This is a genomic window from Limnobaculum zhutongyuii (genome assembly GCF_004295645.1).
Classification (GTDB): Bacteria; Pseudomonadota; Gammaproteobacteria; order Enterobacterales; family Enterobacteriaceae; genus Limnobaculum; species Limnobaculum zhutongyuii.
This window is the reverse complement of record NZ_CP034752.1, coordinates 3,865,594-3,892,142: the sequence shown is the minus strand read 5'-3', so window position 1 is coordinate 3,892,142 and position 26,549 is coordinate 3,865,594. Positions and strand designations below refer to the sequence as shown.

Here is a 26,549-nt window from a genome sequence, read left to right as displayed (position 1 = left end):
TCACCATGTGTCCAGTTTGGTAAATCAATGAAAGTTATCCTGTCGGTTGTTTTGGCGGCTGGTACACTATGGGCCGATTGAATTTATTTTGATACCTAAGTTATCTGATTGAGGTTATGCGTGTCTTTGCCGGTAAGTGAAGTTCTTCAGCCATTGCTTGATGCTTTGCAGCATTCGCCCTGTGTATTGTTGCAGGCGCCGCCCGGTGCAGGGAAATCGACCTGGTTGCCGTTGAAGTTGCTTGAGCAGTCATTCTGGCTGTCGGGGCGGATTATTATGTTGGAACCGCGTCGTCTGGCTGCCCGTAGTGTGGCGCAGCGGCTGGCTCAGCAATTGAATCAACCAGTGGGTGAGTGTATTGGCTATCGGATGCGTTCTGAAAGCCTGACCGGGCCTGATACGCGTCTGGAAGTGGTGACGGAAGGGGTATTGATCCGTATGCTGCAACAGGATCCGATGCTGGAAGATGTTTCGCTGGTGATTCTGGATGAATTTCATGAGCGTAGCTTACAGGCGGATTTAGCCCTTAGCTTATTACTGGATGTTCAGAATGGCCTGCGGGATGATTTGAAGCTGCTGATTATGTCGGCAACGCTGGATAATCAGCGCTTGCAACAGTTTTTGCCGAATGTGCCGGTTATTTCTGCTGAAGGGCGTAGCTTTCCTGTTGAACGACACTACCTGTCGCTGCCAGCCAGTGGGTATTTTGAAGAGAAGGTCGCGCAAGCGGTCAGGCAGATAGTGAATCAGCACTCAGGTTCGATGCTGTTGTTTTTGCCCGGCGTCGCCGAAATTCGTCGGGTGTATGATTTGCTATTCGGTAGCCTGACGGATGATATCGATCTTTGCCCTTTGTATGCTGCGTTGTCTCTGGCAGAACAGCAAAAGGCCATTTCCCCTTCGCCTTCAGGGCGGAGAAAAATTGTGTTAGCCACCAATATTGCGGAAACCAGTTTGACCATTGATGGCATTAATCTGGTGGTCGATAGCGGACTTGAGCGGGTGGCGCGTTTCGACCCGCGAACCGGATTGACGCGCTTAATAACTCAACGTATTTCCAAAGCCTCCATGACCCAGCGTGCCGGTCGCGCTGGTCGTTTATCTGCCGGTGCATGTTGGCACTTGTTTTCCCGCGAGCAGGCGGAGCGTGCTGCAGAGCAGGGCGAAGCCGAAATTATGCAGAGTGATTTATCCGGTCTGACCATGGAATTACTGCAATGGGGTTGCCGCGATATTCAGCAAATGCGCTGGTTGGATCTACCGCCTTCCACTTCTCTGGCTGCCGCCCGACGGCTGTTGATTCAGCTTGAAGCTGTCGACGAACAGGGAAACTTAACTCAAATTGGTCGTCAGATGGCAGAAACGGGTTGTGAACCCCGACTGGCGGCGATGTTGGTTTATGCTGCGAAACAGAAACCAGACTCTTTAGCTACCGCTTTATTATTGACCGCTATTGTAGAAGAGCCTCCAAGAAGCGGCACCAAAGATATCAGCTATTGGCTGTTGCATCCTCAAACAGCATGGATAAAACGTGCCCGGCAGTTGGGGCAACGTTTAAAGTTTCGCAATGGCACTCCGGATAGTGACGAAATTCCCTTGTTACTGGCGGCGGGTTTTGCCGATCGCATTGCTCAAAAACGAGGGGAAGAGGGGCGTTACCTGTTGGCTAACGGTATGGGAGCCCAAATTGATACCGATGACGGTCTGTGTCGTTCCGAGTGGCTGATTGCCGCTTCATTATTGCAAGGGGCTAACAGCCCTGATGCGCGTATGTTGCTGGCAGCTAAAATCGAGCCGGAAGTGTTAGTACAGCGTATGCCGCGGTTGGTTACGCAACAGAGCGCTATTGAGTGGGATGAAGAGAAGGGAACCTTGCGAGCCTGGCAGCGTCAACAGATTGATCGTCTGGTGCTAAAAGCTCAGCCGTTAATGAAGCCTTCTGAAGAGCAACTACATGCCGCGTTGCTGGAGTGGGTAAGAACGCAGGGTATTTCTGCTTTAGTCTGGGATGAAGAGGCAGTACAACTGCGTACCCGTCTTCAGCGAGCTCAGGAGTGGCTGCCTCAGTATCCGTGGCCATCAGTAGATGATGATGAACTGTTGGCAACTCTGGAAACATGGTTATTACCTTCACTGAAAGGCGTCAGGGATATTAAAGGGCTTAAACAGGTCAATCTTTCTGAGGCGCTAAATCGTAAGCTGGACTGGCAGCAGCGTCAGCGTCTGGATAATGAATTACCCGTCAGTTATTGCGTGCCAACCGGTTCACGTTTGCCAATACGTTATGACAGTGATCGACCGCCAGTGCTGGCGGTTCGTTTACAGGAAATGTTTGGCGAGAAGCAAACACCGGTGATTGCCGATGGTCGGGTTTCTTTGGTGGTTGAGCTGTTATCTCCGGCGCATCGACCATTACAAATTACTCAGGATTTAGCGGCTTTTTGGCAGGGTGCTTATAAAGAGGTGCAAAAGGAGATGAAGGGTCGCTATCCAAAGCATGTGTGGCCTGACGACCCGGCGAATGCACTACCCACCCGTAAAACTAAACGTTTTCATAATGGGTGAGAGATATTTATCGGCGGGCAAAAACCAATGGTCTACCCTGTCGGCTAATTAGGGTACAATACGCCCGCAATTTATTACCTGTAGTGAAGCTAAATGATGATGACTGAATTCAAGAGGAAAAGCGCAATGATATCGGGAGCTATTCATGCCGCCTAAAGTTAAAAAATCCCGTAAGCCGAGTTGGCTACGCCGCACCTTTGGCCTCTGTATTAAGCTGGCGATCGTGGCTATTGCCCTGTTGGCATTTTATGGTGTCTATCTTGACTCACAAATCCGTAGCCGCATTGACGGTAAGGTTTGGAATTTACCTGCAGCAGTGTATGGCCGCATGGTTAACCTCGAACCGGGTATGTCCTACAGCAAGAAAGAGATGGTGGATTTGCTTAATGGCATGCAGTATCGCTATGTCACTAAAATCACCCGTCCTGGCGAATATACCGTTCAGAATAATAATATTGAGATGTTACGCCGTCCGTTTGATTTTCCGGATGTCAAAGAAGAGCAGATTCGTGCCCGTCTGGAGTTTAATAACGCCGGATTGTCACGCATTGTGAATCTGGATACCGGACGTGAGTTCGGCTTCTTCCGTCTCGATCCTAAGCTAATCACTATGTTGCAGGCCCCTAATGGCGAACAGCGTCTGTTTGTGGCCGGTAAAAGTTTCCCTTATCCCATGGCAGATATGCTGATTGCCACAGAAGACCGTAACTTCTATAGCCATGACGGTATCAGCCTGTTCTCTATTGGTCGTGCGGTATTAGCTAACCTCTCTGCGGGTCGCACCGTTCAGGGGGGAAGTACCTTAACGCAACAGTTGGTGAAGAACCTGTTCTTAACCAATGAGCGTTCTCTGACGCGTAAATTACGCGAGGCCTATATGGCCATTATTCTGGATGCCCGATACAGCAAAGAGCGTATTCTTGAACTGTATATGAACGAAGTTTATCTGGGGCAGAGCGGAGCCGATCAAATTAGAGGCTTCCCGTTAGCTAGTCTCTATTTCTTTGGTCGTCCGATTAATGAGTTGAGTGTCGATCAGCAGGCGATGCTGGTGGGTATGGTAAAAGGCGCCTCGCTGTATAACCCGTGGAAGAATCAGGATATCGTTCTGGAGCGGCGTAATCTGGTATTGCGTTTAGCCCAGCAGCAAAATGTCATCGATCAGGAATTGTATGGCGTATTGAGTGCTCGTCCGCTGGGTGTTCAGCCGCGCGGTGGGGTGATTACACCTCAGCCTGCGTTTATGCAGCTGGTGCATAATGAACTGCAGGAAAAGCTGGGGGATAAAGTTAACGATCTGTCCGGCGTGAAGATCTTTACCACGCTGGATCCGGTGTCACAGAATGCGGCGGAAAAAGCGGTGGAAGAGGGTATTCCTGCTCTGCGAGCTGCGCGTAATGTAAAAGATTTAGAGGCGGCAATGGTGGTGGTTGACCGCTTTAGTGGGGAAGTTCGAGCGGTAGTTGGTGGCTCCCAACCGCAGTATGCTGGTTTTAACCGTGCGGTTCAGGCTCGTCGCTCGATTGGTTCTTTAGCTAAACCACCAACCTACCTGACAGCGTTGAGTGAACCCGGCAACTATCGTTTAAATACCTGGCTGAAAGATGAACCGCTGTCGGTCAATATTCCCGGCAGTAAGACGTGGCAGCCGCAAAACTATGATCGCCAGTTCCGAGGCAGAGTGATGCTGGTTGATGCGCTGGCCAACTCGCTGAACATCCCTACGGTTAATCTTGGTCTGGATTTAGGTCTGGATAAAGTAAAAGATATGCTTCAGCGTCTGGGTGTGCCGGACAGCTCCATTCAAACCGTTCCGGCGATGTTATTGGGTTCAACCAGCCTGACGCCAATGGAAGCCGCACAGATGTATCAAACTATCGGTAGTGGTGGTCAGCGGGCGAAACTTTCGGTTCTGCGTTCTGTACTCTCTGAAGATAACACCGTGTTATTCCAAAGCCTGCCGCAGGCTCAGCGCGTAGTGGAACCTCAGGCAGCTTATCTGACCCTCTATGCGATGCAGCAAGGTGTTGCTCGCGGAACCTCTCGTTCACTGGCGGGTAAGTTTGGTAACTATAACCTGGCGGCAAAAACCGGTACCACCAACGACCTGCGCGATAGCTGGTTTGTGGGAATTGACGGTAAAGAGGTGTCTATTGCCTGGGTTGGCCGTGATAATAACGGCCCGGCGAAGCTGACGGGTGCTAACGGTGCATTAACCCTGTACCGTCGCTATCTGGAAAACCAAACTCCGTTGGTACTGACCTTAACGCCCCCGGAACACATCAGTATGATGGGCACCGATAGTAATGGAAACTTTGTCTGTAACGGCGGTGACCGCCGGTTACCGGTCTGGACAGATAGCCCTGAAAGCCTATGTGTGGCACCGCAACAGCCGGTTGAACAGCAGCAACAGCAACCACAACAGCAGAGTGAAAGCAGCGTTCCTGATTGGGTAAGGGATATGTTTGGTGGGTAGCCAAAGTTATTGCTGTTTGTCATTAAAGTAATGGTATTACTCTAATGATTTTAAATAGTAAGGCCGCTATATAGCGGCCTTAGATTAATGACAAAGTCTGATGGTGTAGTTTTATGTTTTAGCATAGGCAATTGGAGGGAGAGATTGCCGTTGGGGTCGACTTGGCGCAAGCGCTGGCCCGTCAGGGTGAAACACCGCAAGGTGTTTCATAACCGCCCCTAGGGAATCTAGGCCCGACACGCTCTGTAGCTGAGTATATGGTCCTTCCGGCCGCACACCGAAGGTGATATAGGCACATTACCATTACGGCCGGAATATCTAATAAAGTCGATTTACTCATACTCAAATCAACTAATTTACTTTTACCGGCACCACTGTCTCACTCGGATAGCACCCTAATACCTTCACTGAACGCGTAATTGGTACATTACCATTACAGCCGAAATACCCAATAAAGCCGATTTACTCATACTCAAATCAACTAATTGACTTTAACCGGCACCACTGTCTCACTCGGATAACATCCCAATACCTTCACCGAACGCGTAATCGGCGTTAAGTCTTCCAGCGCTTTCTGCATGGATTCCGATTCCAGATTTACCTGCATATCAATGTAGAACATCTCTTCCCACGGATTACCGTTAATAGGACGGGATTCCAGCTTAGTCATCACCACATCGTGTTTACGCAGGACTAACAGGGCTTCTACCAGTGCACCAGACTGCTGACCCGTGGCCATGATAATGGTGGTTTTCGCCGGTATTTGTGGCGCAACTTCAACCGGTTTACGTGCCACCACAATAAAGCGGGTAATGTTATCTTTTTGGTTAGCCAGACTGTGTTCCAGCACTTGAAGGTTATACAGTGCGCCACCCGGTTCGCTGCCCAGCGCCACTGCTTTAGGTGATTTCAGGCTGGCAACTTTTTCCATTGCCGCTGAGGTACTTTCGCAATATTCGATTTTCCAGTCCGGGAAGCCATTTAGATACTGACTACACTGCTGGAAAGGTTGTGGATGGCTGTATACCACTTCAATCTGGCTCAGGTCAGTATCTACCGACGATAGCAGACAGTGATTAATCGGATTGGTTAATTCACCCACGATAAACAGATTGGTAGACTGCAGCAGATCGTAGACTTCGTTAATGGAGCCCGAGCTGGTGTTCTCAATAGGGAGAATACCGTAGTCTGCCTGACCGATTTCTACCTGCCGGAAAATGTCGTCAAACTTATTGCAGCCGCATTCAACCAAGGTATCAAAATGACGCGCCGCATATTGACGCGCAGCCAGATGGGAGTAGGTACCTTTTGGTCCAAGGAATGCGATACGCGCTGAGCTAAGTTTGTCCTGATTAACATACTGCTGTAGCAGAGCCTGCTGGGTCAACACTGAATCTTCAATGATGATTTGGAATAAACGGGTAATATAGTGACCATCAAGCCGATGATTTTTCCCTTCTTCCACCAGGCGTTTTAACAGATCGCGTTCGCGTTCTTTATCACGAATAGGCAGATGGGTTGACTGTTTGGTTCGGGCTACGTCCAGCGCTAAATCACGGCGCTCGGCCAATAGCTCCAGTAATTTAAGATCGAGTGCAGTGATACGTTCTCTCAGCCCTGATAATGGGTTATCGCTCATGATGTCGTCTTACCTTATTTTTATCTTATCCAATAAAAAAGCCCCCCGGTGGGAGGCTTTAATGTTCGTCTTCGCTTTCTCTCTGCTCGTTTCCAAGCCACGGACGAATTGCCTCCCAGTCAGGGGACGCTAAAAAAGAAAGCGAAGAAAAACGGTATACGGTACATAAATAATAAAACTCCAATAAATGATGCCTCTAACTTAACCGCGAGGTTTTAGTTCTGTCAACCGCTATTATTGCTTCATGAGTTATGGTTGACCGTGAAAGACGAATATTAGGGATAAAAAAACGCGCCCGGAGGGCGCGTTGAGAAAACAAATAAAATGATTAATCTTCTTCAAGCTGTTGCAAATTGGCCTCTTTCACGCTGCCCTCAGTACGCCGGGCTTCACTCTTGTGCTGTACTTTATTCAGTTGCCGCTCGAGCTTCAGAAGGAGCTCATTGATAGCGGCATACATATCTTCATGTTTAGCACTTGCCACCAGAGGGCCATTTGGCGTAGTGATTGTTGCGTCGGCCACGAAACCTTTAGGTTCTTTCGATAACACAATATGCGGATTAATTAACTGAGCCTGCCATTTATCTAGCTTTTTAAGACGGTCCTCGACGTGTGAACGGATTGCCGGTGTAATGTCCATTTGTTTGCTAGTAATATTTAATGTCATATAACCTACCTCTTTGTCAGTCAATTGCCGTCAGATATGATTTTAGAATACCGATGTAGCCAGACAATTATGTGATCTGGATCAATTTTTGTGGCACCCTAAAACAAAGATGACAGAAGTGTGATAGCCATAAAGATTTATCACTCTCCACTTGTATATTGAGTATAGCTCAAGCAGTATTAGTGATTGTGTATTTTGCCTGAATCTGTACAAAAGTTCGTCACTCTCCTTTTTTGATCAATTACTTCCATCTTTCATTTGGTTATATACCATTTATTTTGTTATCACTTTATCCATAATCTATCCGGCTTTTTTTAAGTGACATGAAATTTATTTACCTGATTTATTATATGGATATTTTTTGATACTAACGTCTATTTGTTAACGTGTGTTTTTATATTTTCACTTAATTTATTGCCTTTGCTTTACATTATTTGTTAATTCATTGATTTGTTTTTATCTTGTTGTTTTTATTTGATTGTTACTGTCATCTCTTTATTTTGGTATTTCAAATTATTTCATGAATTAATTGATTGAAATAATTTTCTGTATTTATTTTGCCAAAATGAGAATCATTGCTTATATATCTATAAATAAAATAATGAAAACTCATTATTGCATATTTTCTTTTATGGATATTTTTTCCCCTCGGACTGAGATTCATTCTCTGATAACCAAAGAGTTATCGGAGAGCACTTACTGATGTCGTTTTTTACGGCACATTTACCCAACGTATATAACAAGGGGTTAGCAATGGCTCAGGAAAATAGCGTCTTAGGAACTGTTGAAGTTGTCGCCCGTAATAATGGTGCTCAACTGGCACACTATACTCAGGGAAGTCAGGTAGTTACATTAACTCAATCCAGTGTAGTGCGAATTCATGGTACTCCTGCGCTAGTTTCCAGCTATGAGCGACAGGGAAACGATCTGATTGTTCATATGAAAGATGGCAGTACCGTGCGCTATCAAGGGTTCTTTACCCTTGATGAAAAAGGTGAACACAGTGAACTGGTATTTGATGATGGCAAAGAGGTCAACCATGCCGTCTTTCCACTGGCGGATCTACCCGGGCCAGCGACAGCGGAAGCCATTTCACCCACTTATACAACTATTGGTGCCGATAGTCTGATTGACGATGGATTATCGGCAACAGCGATTGCCGGTATTCTTGGTGCTCTGGCGGTTGGAGCCGGCATTGCTATTGCTGCGGGCGGTTCCGGGGGCGGAGGGCACCACAGCAGCGACCAGGATAACGGTGGTAATCTCGGAAACGGTGATGGTGGCAACAATAGTGGAAATAACGGTAATAATAATGGTAGTGGTGGTGATAATGGCGGAAACAGTAGTGCTACGGCGCCAACCATCACGGTCAATCCTTTCGCAACGGATGATGTACTTAACGCCGTTGAAGCAAAATCTGTTCAAACGGTAAGTGGTTCTACAACTCATGTAGAAGCCGGACAAACGGTCACCATCACCTTAGGTGGTAAAACCTATACAACACAGGTTGCAGCCGATGGAAGCTGGCAAATCAGCGTTCCCGTGGCAGATCTACAATTGCTCGCCGATGGAAAAACTTCACTTCAGGTTAGCGTGAGTAATCAGGCTGGATTAACCGCGCAGGATAGTCATGACTTTACGGTAGACATCACGGCTCCGATTCTGACAATTTCCACTTTTGCCGGTGATAATACGCTGGATGCAAATGAATCAACGGCGAATCAAACCGTTAGCGGAACAGCGATAGGGGCCGAAGGTCAGATAGTCACTATTACGCTCGGACAAAATAGTTATACCGCCACGGTAGATGCGCAAGGAAACTGGCAAACGGTGATTTCCAGCTCTGACTTACAGGCGCTGGCAGACGGCAATTACACATTGAATGCTACCGCCAGTGATGCCGCGGGTAACAGTGCCAACGGGTCGCTGGATATTGTCAAAATTACGGTACCAGCCATTAGCATCAATACCTTTGGTGGCGATGATAAGATTGATAGTGCGGAATCGAAGACCGATCAAGTTCTGAGCGGTATGACACAGAATGCCCAACCTGGCAGCTCGGTGGTGGTCAATATTTCTGATGGCAGTGCACTGGCACGTTCTTTATCGAGTGGAGGACAAACCTATCTGGCTACGGTTGATGCTGACGGTAGTTGGCATCTGACAATACCTGCCGGCGCAATGGAACAATTCTCTTCCGGTACTTACACCATTGTGGCAACGGTGACCAATCTTGATGGGCAAACGGCTACCAATACCCATACTTTTGTTGTCGATCTTGATCAGCCCGGGATTTCCATTGCGATTGTATCGAATGATGATTACCTGAGCGCGGTGGAAGCCACGCAGAGCTTATCCATCAACGGGGTAACCACCGGTGTGGATGCGGGTTCTGTTGTTATTGTGACTTTAAATGGTAAAAGCTATCAGGCGATTGTCGATGGTTCTGGCCACTGGAGTGCGCTGGTACCATCAAGCGATCTGAAATTGTTAAGTGATGGCGCAACAACGATCACCGCAGCGGTAACGGCACCTGCCGGTACCTTTAGTGCGGAACATATTTTAAACGTTCTGATTAATCAGTTACCGCAACCAACGCTGAATACGCCATTTGGTGATGGGATTATCAATGCTGCTGAAGAGTTATTAAGCCAAACCCTGCAGGGAAAATCGGGCCTGACGGGCGCAGGACAATCGGTAGTGGTTTCCCTGAACGGAAAAAGCTATGTGGCAACCGTTGATGTGCAAGGAAACTGGAGCGTAAATATTCCAAACGGGGACTTACAACTGCTGTCTGACGGTAGCTTCCCGCTGGTGGTCAAAGCGACCGATATTGCCGGTAATATCGGTTCGATAACCCGTAATATCGTGGTGGATACCACTCCACCAACGTTGGCGATAAAAGCCTTTGCTACTGACAATATTCTGACCAGTTCTGAAATGGCAACAACCCAGACAATATCTGGTTCAGCCTCGATTTCTGAACAGGGACAGACGGTCATTATCACGTTAAATGGTAAATCTTATCAGGCATTGGTTGGTGCGAATGGGCAGTGGAGTACATCTGTACCATCAGCGGATCTGCAACTGCTGAGCAGTGGTAATTACACTATTACGGTTTCACTGCAAGATTTAGCCGGCAATAGCACTCAAATTTCACAGGTTATTGGTGTTAAAACGGCATTGCCTGGCGTCACTATCCAGCCGTTTACTGGTGATGATGTACTGGATGGGTCAGAGGTAAAAACCGCTCAAGTGTTGAGTGGCTCTACCACCAATGCAGAAACCGGCAGCCTGATTACCGTAGTGCTTAACAGCCAAACTTATACTACCAGAGTATTGGCCGACGGTTCCTGGAGCATCATGGTTCCTGCTGAGGATCTGGCTAAGCTGGCTAACGGCACCTTTAATATTCTGGTTAGTGTTACCGATCTTGCCGGCCAAACTGCTGAAGCAAATCACAGTTTTACCGTTGATAATAGTTAGGGTGGAATCACCATTGCGATTGTAGCGACGGATGATTATCTGAATTTACAAGAATCTACTCAGACATTGGTAATTAATGGTACTACCAGCCATGTTGACCCCAATCAAGTGGTTATGGTCGTTCTGAATGGTAAAACCTATACCGGTATTGTTCAGCAGGATGGCTCCTGGCAGGTTTCTGTCAGCAGCGCTGATTTGCAACTGTTACAGGATGGCAAAGCAACCATTACCGCCTCAGTGGTGGATAGTGACGGTAACACAGTGACCACCAGCCATGATTTCACCGTTATCATTCATGGGTTGCCGGAATTAACCCTTAATACCCCATTTGGTGATGGTTACCTGAATGCAGAAGAAAGTCAAAGTAGCCAAATCTTAAGCGGTAGTATGGGAGTAAATGGTTCGGGGCAGGTCGTCAATGTGACGATAGATGGCCATACTTATCAGGCCAGTGTTGGTATGGATGGGCTATGGAGTGTCACTTTACCGACAGAGGCATTACAACAGCTTTCGGAAGGCAGTGTTTCAATAAGCGTTTCGTTTAATGATGCTGCCGGTAATACCAGTACGTTACTGACAACGGCGACCGTTGACAGATTACCGCCACTGCTAACGGTAAATAGCTTTACCGGCGACGATCGCCTCAATATTGCTGAGGCATTAGTTGATCAAGCCCTGTCAGGTACCGTATCAGGAGCGGAAAACGGTCAGGTCATCACCGTGACCCTGAATGGTAAAACCTATACCACCACGGTAAATGGCAGCAACTGGAGCGTTAATATTCCAGCCGCCGATCTGGCTGCACTACAGGATGGACAACAAAATATTCAGGTCAGCGTATCTGATGTTGCCGGAAATACCGCACTGGTTCAGCATCCGGTAGAAATTAATGCTAATCCATTTAGTGCACCGCTAATCAGTGTTTATCCTTTTGCCGGTAATGACATACTCAGCGCTGCTGAACAGCAATCCGATCAGTTAGTCACCGGTAAAGTTCTTAACGTTGAAGAAGGGCAAACCGTTACCGTGGTGTTGAATGGTCAGTCTTATTATGGCGTAGTCACTGCCGGGGGAAATTGGGCCGTTTCAATACCATCTTCCGTTTTAGCTGCGTTAACTAATGGTGATTACAATCTTCAGGTTAGCGTCAGCGATCTCAGTGGTAATAGTGCATCGACAACCCATGAATTTACCGTCGATACGCTGGCCAGTTCAATATCGATTGCCCCGGTTACCGGGGATGACTACCTCAATCTGGCCGAAGCAAGCCATGGCTTCTTTATCACTGGTTCATCAGTCGGTGTGTTGTCTGGCACGACGTTAACGTTGACCCTGAACGGAAAATCTTACGTTACAGGCGTTCTGCCTAATGGATCGTGGTTTGTAGCCATTGCCATGGAGGATGCACTGGCGTTAGCCGATGGTACCGCCAGTATAGCGGTTTCAACCGTCGATAACTCAGGAAGTGTGATATCCGGTAGCCATAACTTTACGGTCATCACCACGGTTCTTCCTGATGCCAGCATCAATCTTCCTTTTGGCGATGGCTATCTGAATTTGCAGGAATCAACTCAGAATCAAACCCTGAGTGGTTCAACCGGAGTTACCGGCAGTGGGCAAAATGTCACGGTCACCATCAAAGGCATTGATTATGCTGCAACCGTTGACAGTAACGGTAACTGGCAAGTGACGATCCCCAGCGCTGATTTAGCTGCATTAAGCGATGGTCAGCAGCCAATTACTGTGGTTGCAACAGATGTAGCGGGTAACAGCTCAACCCTGAACAGTGTAGCGATTATCGATCGGACACCACCGGTGTTATCAATGAATGTTGTCTCTGGCGATAATATTGTTAATGCATCAGACGTTCAGTCCGCTATTCCGATTAGTGGTCTTGCTTCTCCGGATGATGCAGGGCAACTGGTGCTACTAACCCTATCTTCTACTGGCGTCACCTATTCAGGTATCGTTCAGTCTGATGGTAGCTGGACGATTATGTTGCCCGTCGGGGAACTGGCGGGTATTGCCGATGGTACGGTGAATGTCAATGTTAGCCTGACCGATGTGGCCGGTAATACCACGACATCCCCGGAGTCCTTTACGCTTGATACGTCTGCGGTAGTGCATATCAATGCAATCTCCGGCGATAACTATATCAATGCGCGGGAGTCGGCAGATCCTCTGGTGATTTCGGGTACATCGGCTTATATCGAAGTGAGCCAGACCGTAACTATTACTCTGAATGGTAAGACTTACACCACCACCATTCAGCCTGATGGTAGCTGGAGTTACACGATACCCGCTGCTGATGTACAACAATTACCTGATGGAACATTAAATGCCACGGTAAGCGTCACCGATATTGCGGGCAATACTGCACAAGACAGCCATGCCGTTAGCGTTATTGCCAATAGTGCTAATCTGCCGAAACTTCATCTTAATATCATTGCGGGCAATGACGTTATCGATAGGTCGGAAGCGCAAAACGATGTGGTAATTAGTGGATTTACTCAAAACGTGACACAAGGGCAAATTGTCACTGTAACGCTCAACAATGTGAAGTACACCGCCGTTGTTGATGCCGACGGTAACTGGTCTCTGACTCTTCCGGCTCAGGTCGTTCAGGGATTACCACAAGGTTTACAAACGGTGACGGTTGAAGTGAGCGATCTGGCAGGCAACCCTGCCACTGTTACCCATACGATTCAGGTCGATACCGTTCCACCATTGTTAACTATCGATATTTTTGCCGGAAATAATATTCTGAATTTTGACGAGGCTTCGCTGGGTCAGCTATTAAGTGGTACCACAGAAGCGGGTCTGAAAGTGAATATCACGCTGAATGGTGTGACCACTCAGGTTACTGCTGATAGCGGCGGGCACTGGGAATTAGCGATATCAGCCAGCGAGCTGTTAGCGTTAACATCCGGCAAAGTCTCAGTGATAACGGTATCGGTAGCCGATGACGCCGGTAATATCAGTTCGGGCTCACTTAATCTGACGGTAGCCACTGCACTGCCGGTAGTGACGCTGGATAAGCCTTTTACCGATGGTTTACTCAATATTATTGAGGCAACCGCAGGCGGAGTGATTACGGGTACCACTACAGCACTGGGTGCCACGGGAACCATCACTATCTCCATTGGTGGCCAAAACTATCCGGTGGTGGTTACCGGTGATGGCAACTGGAGCGCAACCATACCTCCTGGCGCACTGTTGTCTTTAGTTGATGGCACGGTTCCTATTGTTATTACTGCAGTAGATTCCGTAGGTAATACCACCTCGGTGTTAAGCTCACTGGATGCACTGGTACATACCTTACCCACCTCCGAGCTTAAAACACCTCTGTTTGGTGATGACATCCTGAATTTATCTGAAGCCACTGCCGGGCAGATCCTAACCGGTAAGTCAGGTCTGACGGGGCTGGGGCAAACGGTTGAAGTCACTCTTGATGGCACTAAATATTCCGGTTCGGTTGATATCAATGGCAACTGGACGGTTCTGCTCCCACCAAATGTACTGTTGGCTTTAGCGGACGGCTCTCACGACATCAGCGTGACGTTATCTGATCGGGTTGGTAATAGTACAACCAGCAGTGAATTAACCTTCAGTGCGGTGACCCATAATTTACCGGCACCAACCCTTGATTTGCCGTTTGTTGATGGAATATTGAATGCAACTGAAGCGGCAGCGGGCGGAACGCTTACCGGTTCAACTCATGTGAGCGGAGCGGGCCAAAGCGTAACGGTGAGTGTCAACGGTCAATCCTATTCTGCTACCGTGGATAATGACGGTAACTGGAGCCTGACCTTGACTTCCGGCGATCTGACGGCGCTGCCGGATGGTACCTGGCCTGTCACTATTATTGCCACGGATAGCGCCGGCAATACGGTGAACGGCAATGCATCGGTAGAGGTACTGACCCATACACTTCCTAATGCCAAAATTAATCTGCCTTTTGGTGATGGCTTACTGAATATTGCGGAGGCTAATGCTTTAACCGGACAGGTTATTAGCGGCACCACCGGGATAACCGGTGCCGGTCAAACGGTGACGGTAACGATTGATGGTAAACCGCAAACCGTTACGGTATCCGCCACAGGTCAATGGAGTGTCAGTTTAGACAGTACGGCGCTAAATGCGTTAGGAACCGGTGAACATGATATTCAGGTGAAAGTAACGGATAAAGCGGGGAATACCTCTCAACAGGATCTCAGCTTTGATGCGCTATTAACGCTGCCAACCCTGACCATCACGCCGCCGTTTGGTGACGGCATTCTTAACCTGAGTGAGGCGGTAAATAGTTCGGTAATTTCCGGGACCACCAACGCCAATATTTCCGGACTGGGTGCAACGTTAACTTTAACCATTAACGGCATTTCTTATCCAACAACGATTGATTCCAACGGTCACTGGTCAGCCAATATTCCGGCTAATGCACTGTCAACGCTAACCAATGGTGGTACCTATCCGATTAGTCTGACGGTCACTGACGCAGCGGGTAACAGCACCTCTATCAGCCAGAATTTCTCGACCCAGTTCTCATTGCCGCAGCCAACGTTAGCAACGCCGTTTGGTGATAGTTATCTTAATATCAGTGAGTCCGGTGTTAATCAGACGCTAACCGGCCAACTGAATGTCGTCGGGGATCCGAGTAAAGCCAAAGTCAGCGTTTCTATTGGCGGTATCGATCATGATGCAATAGTGAACGCCAACGGCACCTAGTCTTTGACCCTGACATCGAGTGAGTTAACAGGGTTAGGTAACGGCGATAAAGCGATTGTGGTTACCGTAACGGATGAAGCGCTGAATACCAATAGCGTAAGCGGATTGGCGCATTTCGCTCTGACACCACCAACAATCGCTATCAATGCTTTTGCCGGTAACAACATTCTGGACTATGCGGAAAGTCATCAGACTCAAATATTAAGCGGTACTACCAGCAATGTAGAAGTAGGGCAAACGGTGCAAATTACTATTGGTGGCCTGAGTCGAAGTGCACAGGTCACTACCGATGGCAGTTGGTCAATTGCATTAACACCAACTGAGCTGGCGCAGCTGGCTTCAGGGCAAATTACCGCGACCGTGGCGGATAAAGCGGGTAACAGTGCGAATGCACCGGCGATAACATTAACGGTAGATACCTCGGTACCAACACCGTTCCTGACCCTCGATCCGGTAGCAGGCGACAATGCGATTAATCTGACCGAATCCGGCGGCGTGCTGACCATCAGCGGAACCGCCGATCCATCGATGGTTGGACAAATTATTAACCTGAGCCTTGGTAGTTTATTGATTCCTGCCGCCACTATTGATTCAGACGGTAAGTGGAGTGTCACTATTCCTTCCATCGCGCTGTTGCCGGATGGTAATTATGTTCTGTCTGCATCAACCGTTGGTGGGGTAACTGCATCAGCCAATATTCTGGTTGACAGAATTCCTCCTCAACTTACGGTAGGTGTGTTTGCCGGAAACGATGTGCTTAACGCCTCTGAAGCCGGAAGCGTACAGATTCTTCGCGGCACCGGCAGTGAAATTGGCACCAATGTGTCAATCAAGATACATGGCGTAACCCATTATGCTCAGGTGCAAAGTGATGGTAGCTGGAGCCTGTCACTAAGTTCTGCGGAACTGAAAACGTTACCGCAAGGGCCTCAGGATATCGTGGTAGAACTGGCGGATAAGGCGGGTAACCTCACCAGCGTGACTCATCCGATTACGGTAGACACCATTACGCCATTCCTGACGGTGGATGCGCTCGGTGTGGGCAGCGTATTGACGGCGGCGGAAATTCTGCTGGGCTTGCCATTAGGTGGGAAAGGCGATCCGGGTGATACCGTAACGGTAACGCTGGGGCCATTGCAACTGTCCGCCATTGTTGATGAGAACGGCAACTGAAATGTCAATTTCCCAACCGTAAGATTAGAAACACTGACGGATGGACCACAGGTTATTAATGTCAGCGTAGGGGATAGCGCCGGTAATGTTACTTCGGTGAATGTTGGCTTAAACGTCGCGTTAAACAGCTCACTGGGTGCCGGAATCAGTACTATCTTTGGCCCGGATGGAATTTTGAATCTGGCAGAGTCATTGCTGACGCAAACCCTGACGGGCACCGCAACCGGTGACTATAACGGAGCGAAGGTTAGCGTAACCATTCTGGGGCAAACCTTCACGGCTAATGTAGGTAATAACGGTAAGTGGAGTATCGATCTTACCCCTGACTTATGGCTGGGTCTGACGGCAAAAACGCTTGATGTTAATGTCAGTATTACTGATGCCAATGAAAATACGGTTGATAAGCTGATTCATGTTGGATTAGCGTTGACTGATTTGCCGATCATCAACAATATCATTGCGTTTGGGGATAACTTCCTGAATAAAGCCGAAACCGCGCTGGATCAATTGATTAGCGGTACCATTGGCAATATGGCGGCGGGAACCACGGTTAGCGTAACGCTGGGTACCAATACTTATAGTGCGGGCGTTGATGCCAACGGTAACTGGTCGGTATCGATTCCTAAAGCGGATTTAGCCTCGCTGCTGGACGGTATTACCAAAGTGGGTGTGACGGTCACGGATGCTGCCGGCAACGTGGTTAAACAATCTATCGATCTGGATGTTATTACCCATAACCTGCCAACCATTAAGTTTAATCCATTGTTTGGTGATGGTGTATTGAGCCTGAGCGATCTGCTGGGATTAGTATCAATCGGTGGTACTGCGACAGGGCTGGCGGGGCGAACCATTACCCTAAGCATTGGCGGTGCCTCAACGCTCACTGCCGTCGTCGGAGCAGACGGCAGTTGGAACGCCGAGCTAACGCCATCAATTATTAATATTCTGAAAGGTATCGGTAGCGGAGACATTACCGTTTCAGCCAGCGCTACCGATATTGCTGATAACCCGGTAAATGTGAGTGCAGGTGTGCATCTGTCACTGTTGGCACCGCTGCTGCAAACCGTATCCGTATTTGGTGATGGTTTGTTAAATGCAGTAGATGCCAGCACATCACAGCTAATCAGTGGAACCATCGGCAATGCACCGGAAGGAACCAAAGTTAGCGTTGTGCTGGGCGGAAAAACCTTCGCGGGCGTTACGCTGGCAAATGGTTCGTTCTCTATCGCTCTGTTGCCATCCGATTTGTCTCAGTTGCCGGATGGTCCTCTTACGGCGGCAATTACCATAACCACTCCGGATGGAAATACCAATACCGGTAGTGCCAGCGTAGTGGTTGGGTTGAAAAACCTGCCGCAAATTACTCTTGATCCTCTGTTTAACGGTGATGGCTTCCTTAACCATCTGGAGGCAGGCGTTGCCCAGCTAATCAGCGGAACCGTGACCAATCTTACCAGTGGTAGTGTCACTATTAAGGTTGGTGGGAACACCTTAACGGCGACGATTAATCCAAATGGTACCTGGAGCACAACGATCCCCACCAATGTTCTGAACTTATTACCTGATGGGCCATTAGCCGTCAGCGTATCGGTCAGTGATGGAGTAGGTAATACCGCCAGCGCGGGAGTTTCACTGAATACGATTATTCACAGTCTGCCAACCATCTCCATTGGTTCGATTTTTGGTGATGGCATTCTTAGCTTGGTGGATTTATTGACATCGCAGGTAATTAGCGGCACCAGTACCAATCTGGCGGTTGGTACGGAGATCAGCGTGAAGCTGGGTAGTCTGGCATATACCGTTAAAGTGGGTGTTGGTGGTGCATGGTCATTATCAATACCCCCTCTGGATCTGAAAGCATTATTAGACGGTAACTTTAACGTTGACGTATCGGTTAAAGATGTAGCGGGGAACGAAGCTACCGCCAGTGGGCTGTTGAATGTTATTTCCCATGTGCTGCCAACCTTATCGCTGGATAGTATCTTTAATAATGGCAACCTGAACGCTCAGGATCTTCTCAACGTTCAGGTGATTAGCGGTAGTTCTACCAATGCACAAGGTTCCATCGTTAATATCACTCTGGGTCAGAACCACTACACCGCTACGGTTGATGCCAATGGTAAATGGACGCTGAGCGTACCAAATATTGATTTGTCGGCTCTGGCGGACGGTAACTTCAACGTAGCGGCAACCCTGACCAACGCCGCCGGAGAAGTGGCCAATGCGGTTGGTAAGCTGGATGTTATCACTCACAACTTACCGAGTGTTTCGCTGGATAATCTGTTTGGTAATGACGGCATTCTGAATATCCTCGATGCGGGACAAACGCAAATCCTGAGCGGGACGCTGGGTAATTTAGTCGGTGGTAGCGTAGTAGTGACGTTGGGTAGTACTAACTACACCGCGACGGTGGGTTCAAACGGTACCTGGTCGTTGAACTTACCACCCAGCGTGCTGAACTTATTGAAAGATGGTTCACTGCACGTAGGCGTGACGGTAACCGACAAAGTGGGCAACACCAAAACTGCAAGTGAGGATGTTTACGTTAAGCTGAGTCCACCATTGCTCTCTTACAACCCATTAGCCACATTGGATATCGCAACTCTATTATCTAAAGGACTGACCATTGGCGGTAGCTCACGCAACCTGAAAGTGGGGGCCGATGTAAACATTACACTGCTGGGTCTGGCTTCGCTTACTGCTCAGGTTAAAGCCGATGGAAGCTGGAGTGCTAATGTTCATCTGACATTGGCTCAGTTACTGACGTTGAATCTACTGTCGCCGATTCTTCATCTGTCTGCACAGGATGAGGCACAAAATGGTTTTAGCGTAGATTTAGGATTGGGTACCGTGCTGAATCTGCCTCCGTTGGCGGTTGCCGCACAGGCAGAACCATTGATGCATGAAGTGGATGCTGCTGCTAATTCTGATGCTTTACATACTACGCAATCTCTCTCCACAGAAAGCACTACGGAAGAGCGACTGACCTCTTCGCTGACCTCAGAAAAGCACGATGTTTCATCTGGTACAGAGCAGAGTGCGGTCGTCGCTTCGGGAACCTTCACTATTGGCGGGGTAACCATCGATTTAGCTGATGGAACCCACAATAGCGGAACCAGCGTTCAGGGCAGCAGTGGAAACGATGTGATTCATCTGAGTACCCTTGGCTTTGGCTTTATTGATGGCGGCGCGGGTGTCGATACTCTGGTACTGGATGGCGCTAATCTCCATCTGGATCTTACCCAACTGGGCGAGAAGATTGTCAATATCGACATCTTCGACCTGGGGCTGTCCGGTAGCAACAGTATCACTCTGAATCTGAACGAGGCGCTTAACGTTAAAGATCCAACTCAGGAGCAGCTACTGATTAAGGGTTCTGAGGGCGATAAGGTCAATCTGGTTCATGGTCAGGGAGATATCTGGAACTTAAATGGACAGAGCACCATTGGTGGGGTGATTTACGATGTTTATCACAACTCATCTCAGGGAAATAACACATTAGGAGATGTTCTGGTTCAGCAGGGCTTGCACGTTAATCTGGTTTAAGCAGTAAACACCGGTGCGGTCGTTGGCCGCACCGGTCAGAGATAGGGATCGACTCTGGTATAGCTTTATTTATAACAACCATCATCTAATAGAATGTGGGAAAAATGAAATACACCAAACGTTGCCCTGGTGCCGGACTTCGATCCGCTGTTCGGCCCTCCAGTTATCTCATCGGTTTATGTTGTGGCATAAGCAGCCTGTTTCTGACTTTTTTGCCCGCAAGTTATGCAGCGGAAGAGTATCAGTGGCAGGTTGCCCCCAGTGAACAAAACCAATCCAGTTTATCCATACATGAAGCCATTTTGCGGGCATTTGCCCGTAACCCGCAAATTGCTCAGGCAGCGGCACAAATTCGCGTTGGGCAAGCCAATCTGAACGTAGCAAAAAGCGGTTGGTTTCCTCAGGTATCATTACAGGGCGGTGTTGGTCGCTCTCATCAAACCGACTCTTCGGGCTCACTGGATAATAATGGTTCCGTTGGTCTTAATTTAAAACAGTTGCTGTATGACTTTGGTAAAACCGGAGGCAGTATTGATGAGCAACATGATTTATCCGATGCCTACAATTATCAGCTTTACAGCACCCTGAATGGTGTGGGTCAACAAACGCTACAGAGTTATCTTCAGGTTAAACGCTATCAGGAGTTGGCACAGGCAGCGCAACGTAATCTGGCTTCCCTTGAAAGCGTCAGGCAAATGGCAACGCTGCGGGCAGAGGCCGGACTAAGTTCTCAATCCGATGTATTACAGGCTGAAACGCGCATTGCCGGAATGAAAGCCACTTATCAACAGTATCAGGCACAGGTGATGTCAGCACAGGCTTCGCTATCAGCCTTGACCGGTGTTGTTGCCACGGAGTATCCGGATTTACCCAAAGATTTGCTGGGGCAAAAGATCTCCGTTAAATCATTACCCTATCAGCAAAATAATGCAGTACGTAGCACTCAGGCTAAACAACTGGCCGCCGAAAAGCGCATTCAACAGGCGAAAGCTCAACACTGGCCTACCATTTCAGTACAGGCCGGGCGCACCCGATATGCGGATGGCGACGGCTCGTACTGGGACGATCAGGTACAGCTGGTGGTGGATGCACCTATTTATCAGGGGGGCGCTACCTCGGCCCGGGTCGATGCCGCGGAAGGGGAACGTCAGAATGCTCAGGCGGAAGTTGAAGCCAGCAAGCTGGATGTCGATCAAAAAGCCTCAACTGCCTATGCGGACCTGCTGGGGGCACAACAGCGTCAGCAGGCTGGAGAAGCACAGCAAGCCAGTGCAGAGCAAACGCGCAGCGTCTATCAGGATGAATACCGCCTGAATAAACGTAGCCTGAATGATTTACTCAGCGTTGAACAAGATGTTTTACAGGCAGATAACGCCGCCATTATGGCCCGCTATGATGCCTGGGATGCCGCAGTGCGTTATGCGGGTGCAGTGGATAATTTATTAGATATGTTGGGGATCGAGCGTCAGAAAGTGACCGGCGATGACCTCCCTACACTTGGAGGATCGTCATAATGGCCAATTTACCCAATTCAGATAGCTGGATAATGGCAATGTCCCGGGCTGCCGGGCGTTTTGGCATCTCCACGGATATTAATGCGCTGCGTCAGCAAATGCGCTGGTATGAGAGCTTACCGTTGCCCCGCCGGTTAGAGCGCTTGAGTAGCCTGATGGGTATGCAGGTAAAAATTCAGACGGCAACCAGCGTGCGCTGGCGTAATGAAATACTGCCGGTGATGGCTCAGTTGCAGGATGGTTCACTGATTGTTTTAGAGTCGCTGGATGAAGAGCAACGGATGGTTTACTGGCTGGGCGACGGGGGAGATTTACTGCGGGAGGAGCCGCTGCCTGAACTGCTTGCCCGTATCCAGCCAGATGTTGTGCTACTGGGCATTGCCGCTCGTGGGCAGGATTCGCGAATTGATGAGTTTGTACAACCCTATCGTGAACACTGGTTCTGGCGCCATTTTCGCCATACCGGACGGCAACTGGCAGAAATTTCACTGGCTTCGATTATCAGTAACGTACTGGCGCTGGCAGGGATCCTGTTTTCTATGCAGGTGTATGATCGGGTTATTCCATCGCAGTCTTACCCTACGCTGTGGGTACTGTTTGTTGGGGTATTGTTGGCAGCCCTAATGGAGTTTTTTATCCGCCTGTCGCGTACCCACATTTCAGATTTGATGGGTAAGCATATCGATTTAAAAGTCTCCTCCATGTTTTTTACCCGTGCGCTGGCAATTAAAAATGATGCGCGGCCTAAGTCGACGGGGTCTTTTATTTCTCAACTGAGAGAAATCGATCAGGTGCGTGAGTTGCTCACCTCGACCACCGTTGGTGCCGCGATGGATATGCCGTTTGTCCTGCTGTTTTTGGCTATTATGGCGGCAGTGGGCGGTGAACTGGTGTTAATTCCACTGCTGGCTATTCCTCTGATAGTGATTCCCGGCCTGCTGGTTCAGTGGCCGATGGCTAAATTAGCCAAAGAGGGAATGCGTGAAAGTGCACTGCGTAATGCGGTCTTGGTGGAGTCCATCGAAGGCGTTGAAGATATTAAAGCGTTACAGGCGGAACCCTATTTTCAACGTCAGTGGGAGCAAACGCATAAAGTCAGCGCCACGATTGGTATGAAACAACGGGTGTGGGGTGCCCGATTAAGCGGTTGGGCATCGTCGGTTCAGCAAATTACCTACGCCGGAATGCTGGTGTTTGGCGCTTATCTGGTGCTGGAAGGCACCATTACTACCGGTACCATGGTGGCCTGTAGCCTGTTGTCCTCCCGTACTATCGCCCCCCTGATGCAGCTCACCATGGTGTTCTCTCGCTGGCAACATGCCAAAAGCGCCATGACCGGACTTAACGATCTGCTTAAAAAGCCATTGGACCGCAATACGGAGAAACCGATGGCGCGCTGTCCGGTTCTGGCGGGTCATTACCAATTAAAAGATGTGCAATACAGTTATGACGAAGAAAAAAGTGATTTAGCACTACAGATATCCAGTCTGGATATTAAGCCGGGAGAGCGGGTTGCGATTCTTGGCAAAGTAGGTATGGGGAAATCTACCCTGCTGCGTCTGTTATCCGGACAGGCATTGGCCACCAGAGGAAAGGTAATTATCGATGGTGTCGATATGGCGCAAGTCGATCCGGCAGATATTCGACGTCAGGTAGGTTATCTGTCACAGGACTCGCGCCTGTTTTTTGGCACGCTGCGTCAGAATTTGATGCTGGGCCATCCTCATGCCACCGATCAGGAGCTGATACAGGCTTTACGTATCAGTGGTGCATTAACGCTGGTACAGCAGGATGCCTCCAGTCTTGATCGCCTGATAAACGAAGGTGGGAGAGGATTATCCGGAGGGCAGCGGCAGATGGTGTTACTGAGCCGACTGATCGTACGCAATCCACAGGTAGTATTACTGGATGAACCCACGGCATCCATGGATGAACAGTTGGAAAGCTATGTTATTCGTCAGCTGCAAAGCTGGCTGGTTGGGCGTTCATTGATTCTGGTAACGCATCGTCCGGCGCTATTAGCGCTGGTGGATCGGATTGTGGTGGTCGATGGGGGGAAAATTGTCGCAGATGGTGCTCGCGATGAGATCCTGAATCAGGCTCGCCATAACACCAATGTTGCATCTATTGTCGCCTGAGGATTGCGTAATGACTGAACTATCAATGCAGGAAGATATGGCTCAGCAAGGACGCCGTCATTCGTCAGTGGTTTGGCTGACATTATTAGGTGGAATTTTGCTTTTTATCTGGGCAAGTTTTGCTTCATTAGATGAAGTGACCGTGGGTACGGGAAAGGTAACACCTTCAACGCGCGCTCAGGTCATAGAGAGTCTGGATGGCGGCATCGTTTCTGTTATGCCGGTACATGAAGGTGACATTGTTAATAAAGGGCAGGTGCTGGCACAGCTCGATCCTAAACGCTTTCAGTCTAACTATGGTGAGGCGGCATCGAGGGTAAGAACGCTGCGCGCTTCTGCGGAGCGTTTACGCTCTGAACTGACCGGCGCTCCACTGGAGTTCAGCGCCGATACATTACAGGAGCCGGAGCTGGTAGCGCGCGAACGTCAGCTGTATGAATCAAGACGGCGCAATCTGGATGAAACGGTTTCCAACTTACAACGTTCGTACAATCTGGTTAATTCTGAGCTGAAAATGACTCAGCCACTCATTGAAAAGGGGGCTGCCAGCCGGGTTGAGGTTATTCGTTTGCAGCGTCAGGCAACGGAGTTACAGGGGAAAATCGATGAAGCGCGTAACCAGTATGCGGTACGAGCACGCGAAGAACAGGTAAAAAATAATGCCGAGCTGGATGCCCAGATGGAAGTGATGGCGGGTAAAGCTGACCAACTGGATCGGGCTACGCTCTATTCCCCGGTCCATGGCGTGGTAAAAGATATTCAGGTAACTACCGTCGGTGGCGTTTTGCCTCCGGGCGGTAAGTTAATGGAGATTGTACCGCTGGAAGACCATCTGCTGATTGAAACTCGTATTAACCCACGGGATATCGCTTATATTCGGCCCGAACTTCCTGCAACGGTCAAACTGACCGCTTACGACTCCTCTATTTATGGCAATCTGGAGGGTACCGTGGTCGTGGTTTCACCGGATACCTTACAGGACGAGGTACGACGCGATCAGTACTATTATCGGGTTTATGTGCGAACTAAAAATGCAGAGCTGCATAATAAAAACGGTAAGCGTTTTCCGATTATGCCGGGCATGGTAGCTAACGTAGAGATTAAAACCGGACAGAAGACGGTGCTGGAGTATTTGATTAAGCCGCTGAATAAGGTGGAGGAAGCGTTACGGGAGCGTTAATGATATCCCGACAATGCATTAAGGCCGGGAACGGGTGCTATACCCATTCCCGATCACAATGTCTGGTTATCAGTAAATGTAGCCATATCTAAATGTGTAACCAGCCATTAACTAGCGTGCAAATCTGTCCACCAATCCATGGCTCATCATGAATAAAACGAACGCTAACCAAACCTTTTCGATGTAGTTGGGTACCTTGTTGAACCTGATACCCCAGTGACGTCGATCCGCCGTCGGGAAAGTTATTGGTCTTCAGCAAACGGGCTAAGCACGCATTAGCGCTGCCGGTTACTGGATCCTCAACCAATTTATCTAATTCAACCAGAAACGCTCGCATTTCATAATCAGCAGGAACACCAGATGAATAGGCACCATAAACCACCACACCATCAACATGGCAAGCAACTTGCAGCTTTTTAATCATGGCTTGATCTGGCGTCATTGTCAGGCAGGCTTGAGCGTTTGGCATACGTACCATAAGCCAACGAATGCCCATGTCGGCAATCACCGGTATGGTATTTGTTTCAATAACTGCAGGTTGAAAATGGGTTATTAACAGTTCCCTTTCCTCAACAGTCAATGTTTGAAACGTTACCGTAGGTGCGACGAACGCTAGTGTTCTTTCAGGTAAGATATTAACAGCAACCAGACCAACGCCACATTCTTGCATAACAATCCCCGGCTGTTTGGTCACCAACCCGGACTCCAATAATGCATGGGCCGTACCCAATGTAGGATGTCCGGCAAAGGGCAACTCTTTTTCAGGGGTAAAAATGCGCACCAAATAATCTGCAGCTGGATTAGTCGGTTTGAAAACAAATGTCGTTTCCGAAAGATTAGTCCAGCGAGCGAGTGAAAGCATCTGCATTTCAGTTAACCCCTCCGCCTCCAGGATCACCGCCAAGGGATTGCCCTGCAATGGCGAGGTGGTAAATACATCTACCTGTTTGTAGGCGCGTGGCGTCACATTATCTCTTCTTAGCATTTTCCATAATCCGCTATATATCAGGCTTGATGATAGCTCTGTTAAATGACCTACATCAACTTATCAATCTGTATATATTTCCTCCCCTATTTAGCGTGGTTTATGAATCCACGTGATATCGCTTATATTCGGCCCGAACCTCCTGCAATGATTAAACTGATCGCTTACGTCCCCTCTATTTACGGCCATCTGGATGGAACAGTAGTGGTGGTTTCACCGGGCAGAAGACGGTGCTGGAGTATTTGATTAAGCCGCTGAATAAGGTGGAGGAAGCGTTACGGGAGCGTTAATGATATCCCGACAAATCCTTGATCCTTTTGTCCAATCGTCTAATATGTAACTTCGACTCGGGGTGCCCTGTGCAACATGTACAGCGGCTGAGATATCACCCGTATTACCTGATCTGGATTATGCCAGCGTAGGGAAGTCACGGTATCCCACCGGTACTGCCTTCT

11 protein-coding genes, 2 pseudogenes, 1 riboswitch and 1 other annotated feature are annotated in these 26,549 nt (G+C 48.8%); of the genes and pseudogenes, 10 read left to right on the top strand and 3 right to left on the bottom strand.

Annotated elements, in window-relative coordinates; all coding sequences use genetic code 11:
* Nucleotides 1-120: 120 nt before the first annotated feature.
* Nucleotides 121-2,565: an ATP-dependent helicase HrpB gene (gene hrpB, locus EKN56_RS17350; protein WP_246019875.1), complete on the top strand. Its 2,445-nt coding sequence runs from the start codon at nt 121-123 to the stop codon at nt 2,563-2,565.
* A 145-nt stretch (nt 2,566-2,710) separates the two neighbouring features.
* Nucleotides 2,711-5,041: pseudogene (mrcB, locus tag EKN56_RS17345) on the top strand (bifunctional glycosyl transferase/transpeptidase); the annotation flags it as partial.
* A gap of 481 nt (nt 5,042-5,522) precedes the next feature.
* Here the strand turns inward: mrcB and pheA are convergent.
* Entirely contained in the window at nt 5,523-6,680 is a 1,158-nt protein-coding gene (gene pheA / locus EKN56_RS17340; RefSeq protein WP_130592957.1) for a bifunctional chorismate mutase/prephenate dehydratase, read from the bottom strand.
* A gap of 31 nt (nt 6,681-6,711) precedes the next feature.
* Nucleotides 6,712-6,848, bottom strand: a sequence feature (Phe leader region).
* Nucleotides 6,849-7,008: 160 nt separating this feature from the next.
* The gene (raiA, locus tag EKN56_RS17335) at nt 7,009-7,347 is read right to left on the bottom strand and encodes a ribosome-associated translation inhibitor RaiA (RefSeq protein WP_130592956.1); all 339 of its coding nucleotides are present in this window, start codon (nt 7,345-7,347) and stop codon (nt 7,009-7,011) included.
* 753 nt (nt 7,348-8,100) lie between these two features.
* On the opposite strand from raiA, the gene EKN56_RS21370 reads away from it, so the two are divergent.
* From EKN56_RS21370 to EKN56_RS17315, 7 genes are all read left to right on the top strand, one after another.
* A complete protein-coding gene (locus EKN56_RS21370; RefSeq protein ID WP_246019874.1) occupies nt 8,101-10,833 on the top strand; it encodes an Ig-like domain-containing protein in 2,733 nt (910 codons plus the stop codon).
* A gap of 6 nt (nt 10,834-10,839) precedes the next feature.
* On the top strand, nt 10,840-15,558 hold the full coding sequence (locus EKN56_RS21365; RefSeq protein ID WP_322091104.1) for an Ig-like domain-containing protein: 4,719 nt from the start codon (nt 10,840-10,842) through the stop codon (nt 15,556-15,558).
* Between the two features lie 3 nt (nt 15,559-15,561).
* Complete coding sequence (locus EKN56_RS21360) at nt 15,562-16,731, top strand: Ig-like domain-containing protein (protein WP_246019870.1); 1,170 nt, start codon at nt 15,562-15,564, stop codon at nt 16,729-16,731.
* Between the two features lie 96 nt (nt 16,732-16,827).
* The gene (locus EKN56_RS21355) at nt 16,828-20,277 is read left to right on the top strand and encodes an Ig-like domain-containing protein (protein ID WP_246019868.1); all 3,450 of its coding nucleotides are present in this window, start codon (nt 16,828-16,830) and stop codon (nt 20,275-20,277) included.
* Between the two features lie 104 nt (nt 20,278-20,381).
* Nucleotides 20,382-21,791, top strand: a complete 1,410-nt coding sequence (locus EKN56_RS17325) for a TolC family outer membrane protein (RefSeq protein WP_130592955.1) — start codon at nt 20,382-20,384, stop codon at nt 21,789-21,791.
* Nucleotides 21,791-23,929: a type I secretion system permease/ATPase gene (locus EKN56_RS17320; RefSeq protein ID WP_130592954.1), complete on the top strand. Its 2,139-nt coding sequence runs from the start codon at nt 21,791-21,793 to the stop codon at nt 23,927-23,929. Before EKN56_RS17325 ends, EKN56_RS17320 begins: the two co-directional genes overlap by 1 nt.
* A 10-nt stretch (nt 23,930-23,939) precedes the next feature.
* Nucleotides 23,940-25,109 carry an HlyD family efflux transporter periplasmic adaptor subunit gene (locus tag EKN56_RS17315; RefSeq protein ID WP_130592953.1) on the top strand — a complete coding sequence of 390 codons (1,170 nt, stop codon included), beginning with the start codon at nt 23,940-23,942 and terminating at the stop codon, nt 25,107-25,109.
* An 88-nt stretch (nt 25,110-25,197) separates the two neighbouring features.
* On the opposite strand, the gene EKN56_RS17310 is transcribed toward EKN56_RS17315, so the two are convergent.
* Nucleotides 25,198-26,094, bottom strand: coding sequence for a PhzF family phenazine biosynthesis protein (locus EKN56_RS17310; protein WP_130592952.1), 897 nt, complete (start codon nt 26,092-26,094; stop codon nt 25,198-25,200).
* A gap of 102 nt (nt 26,095-26,196) precedes the next feature.
* On the opposite strand from EKN56_RS17310, the pseudogene EKN56_RS21350 reads away from it, so the two are divergent.
* Nucleotides 26,197-26,384: pseudogene (locus EKN56_RS21350) on the top strand (secretion protein HlyD); the annotation flags it as partial.
* Nucleotides 26,385-26,432: 48 nt separating this feature from the next.
* A riboswitch (TPP riboswitch) is annotated at nt 26,433-26,536 on the top strand.
* Nucleotides 26,537-26,549: the final 13 nt, after the last annotated feature.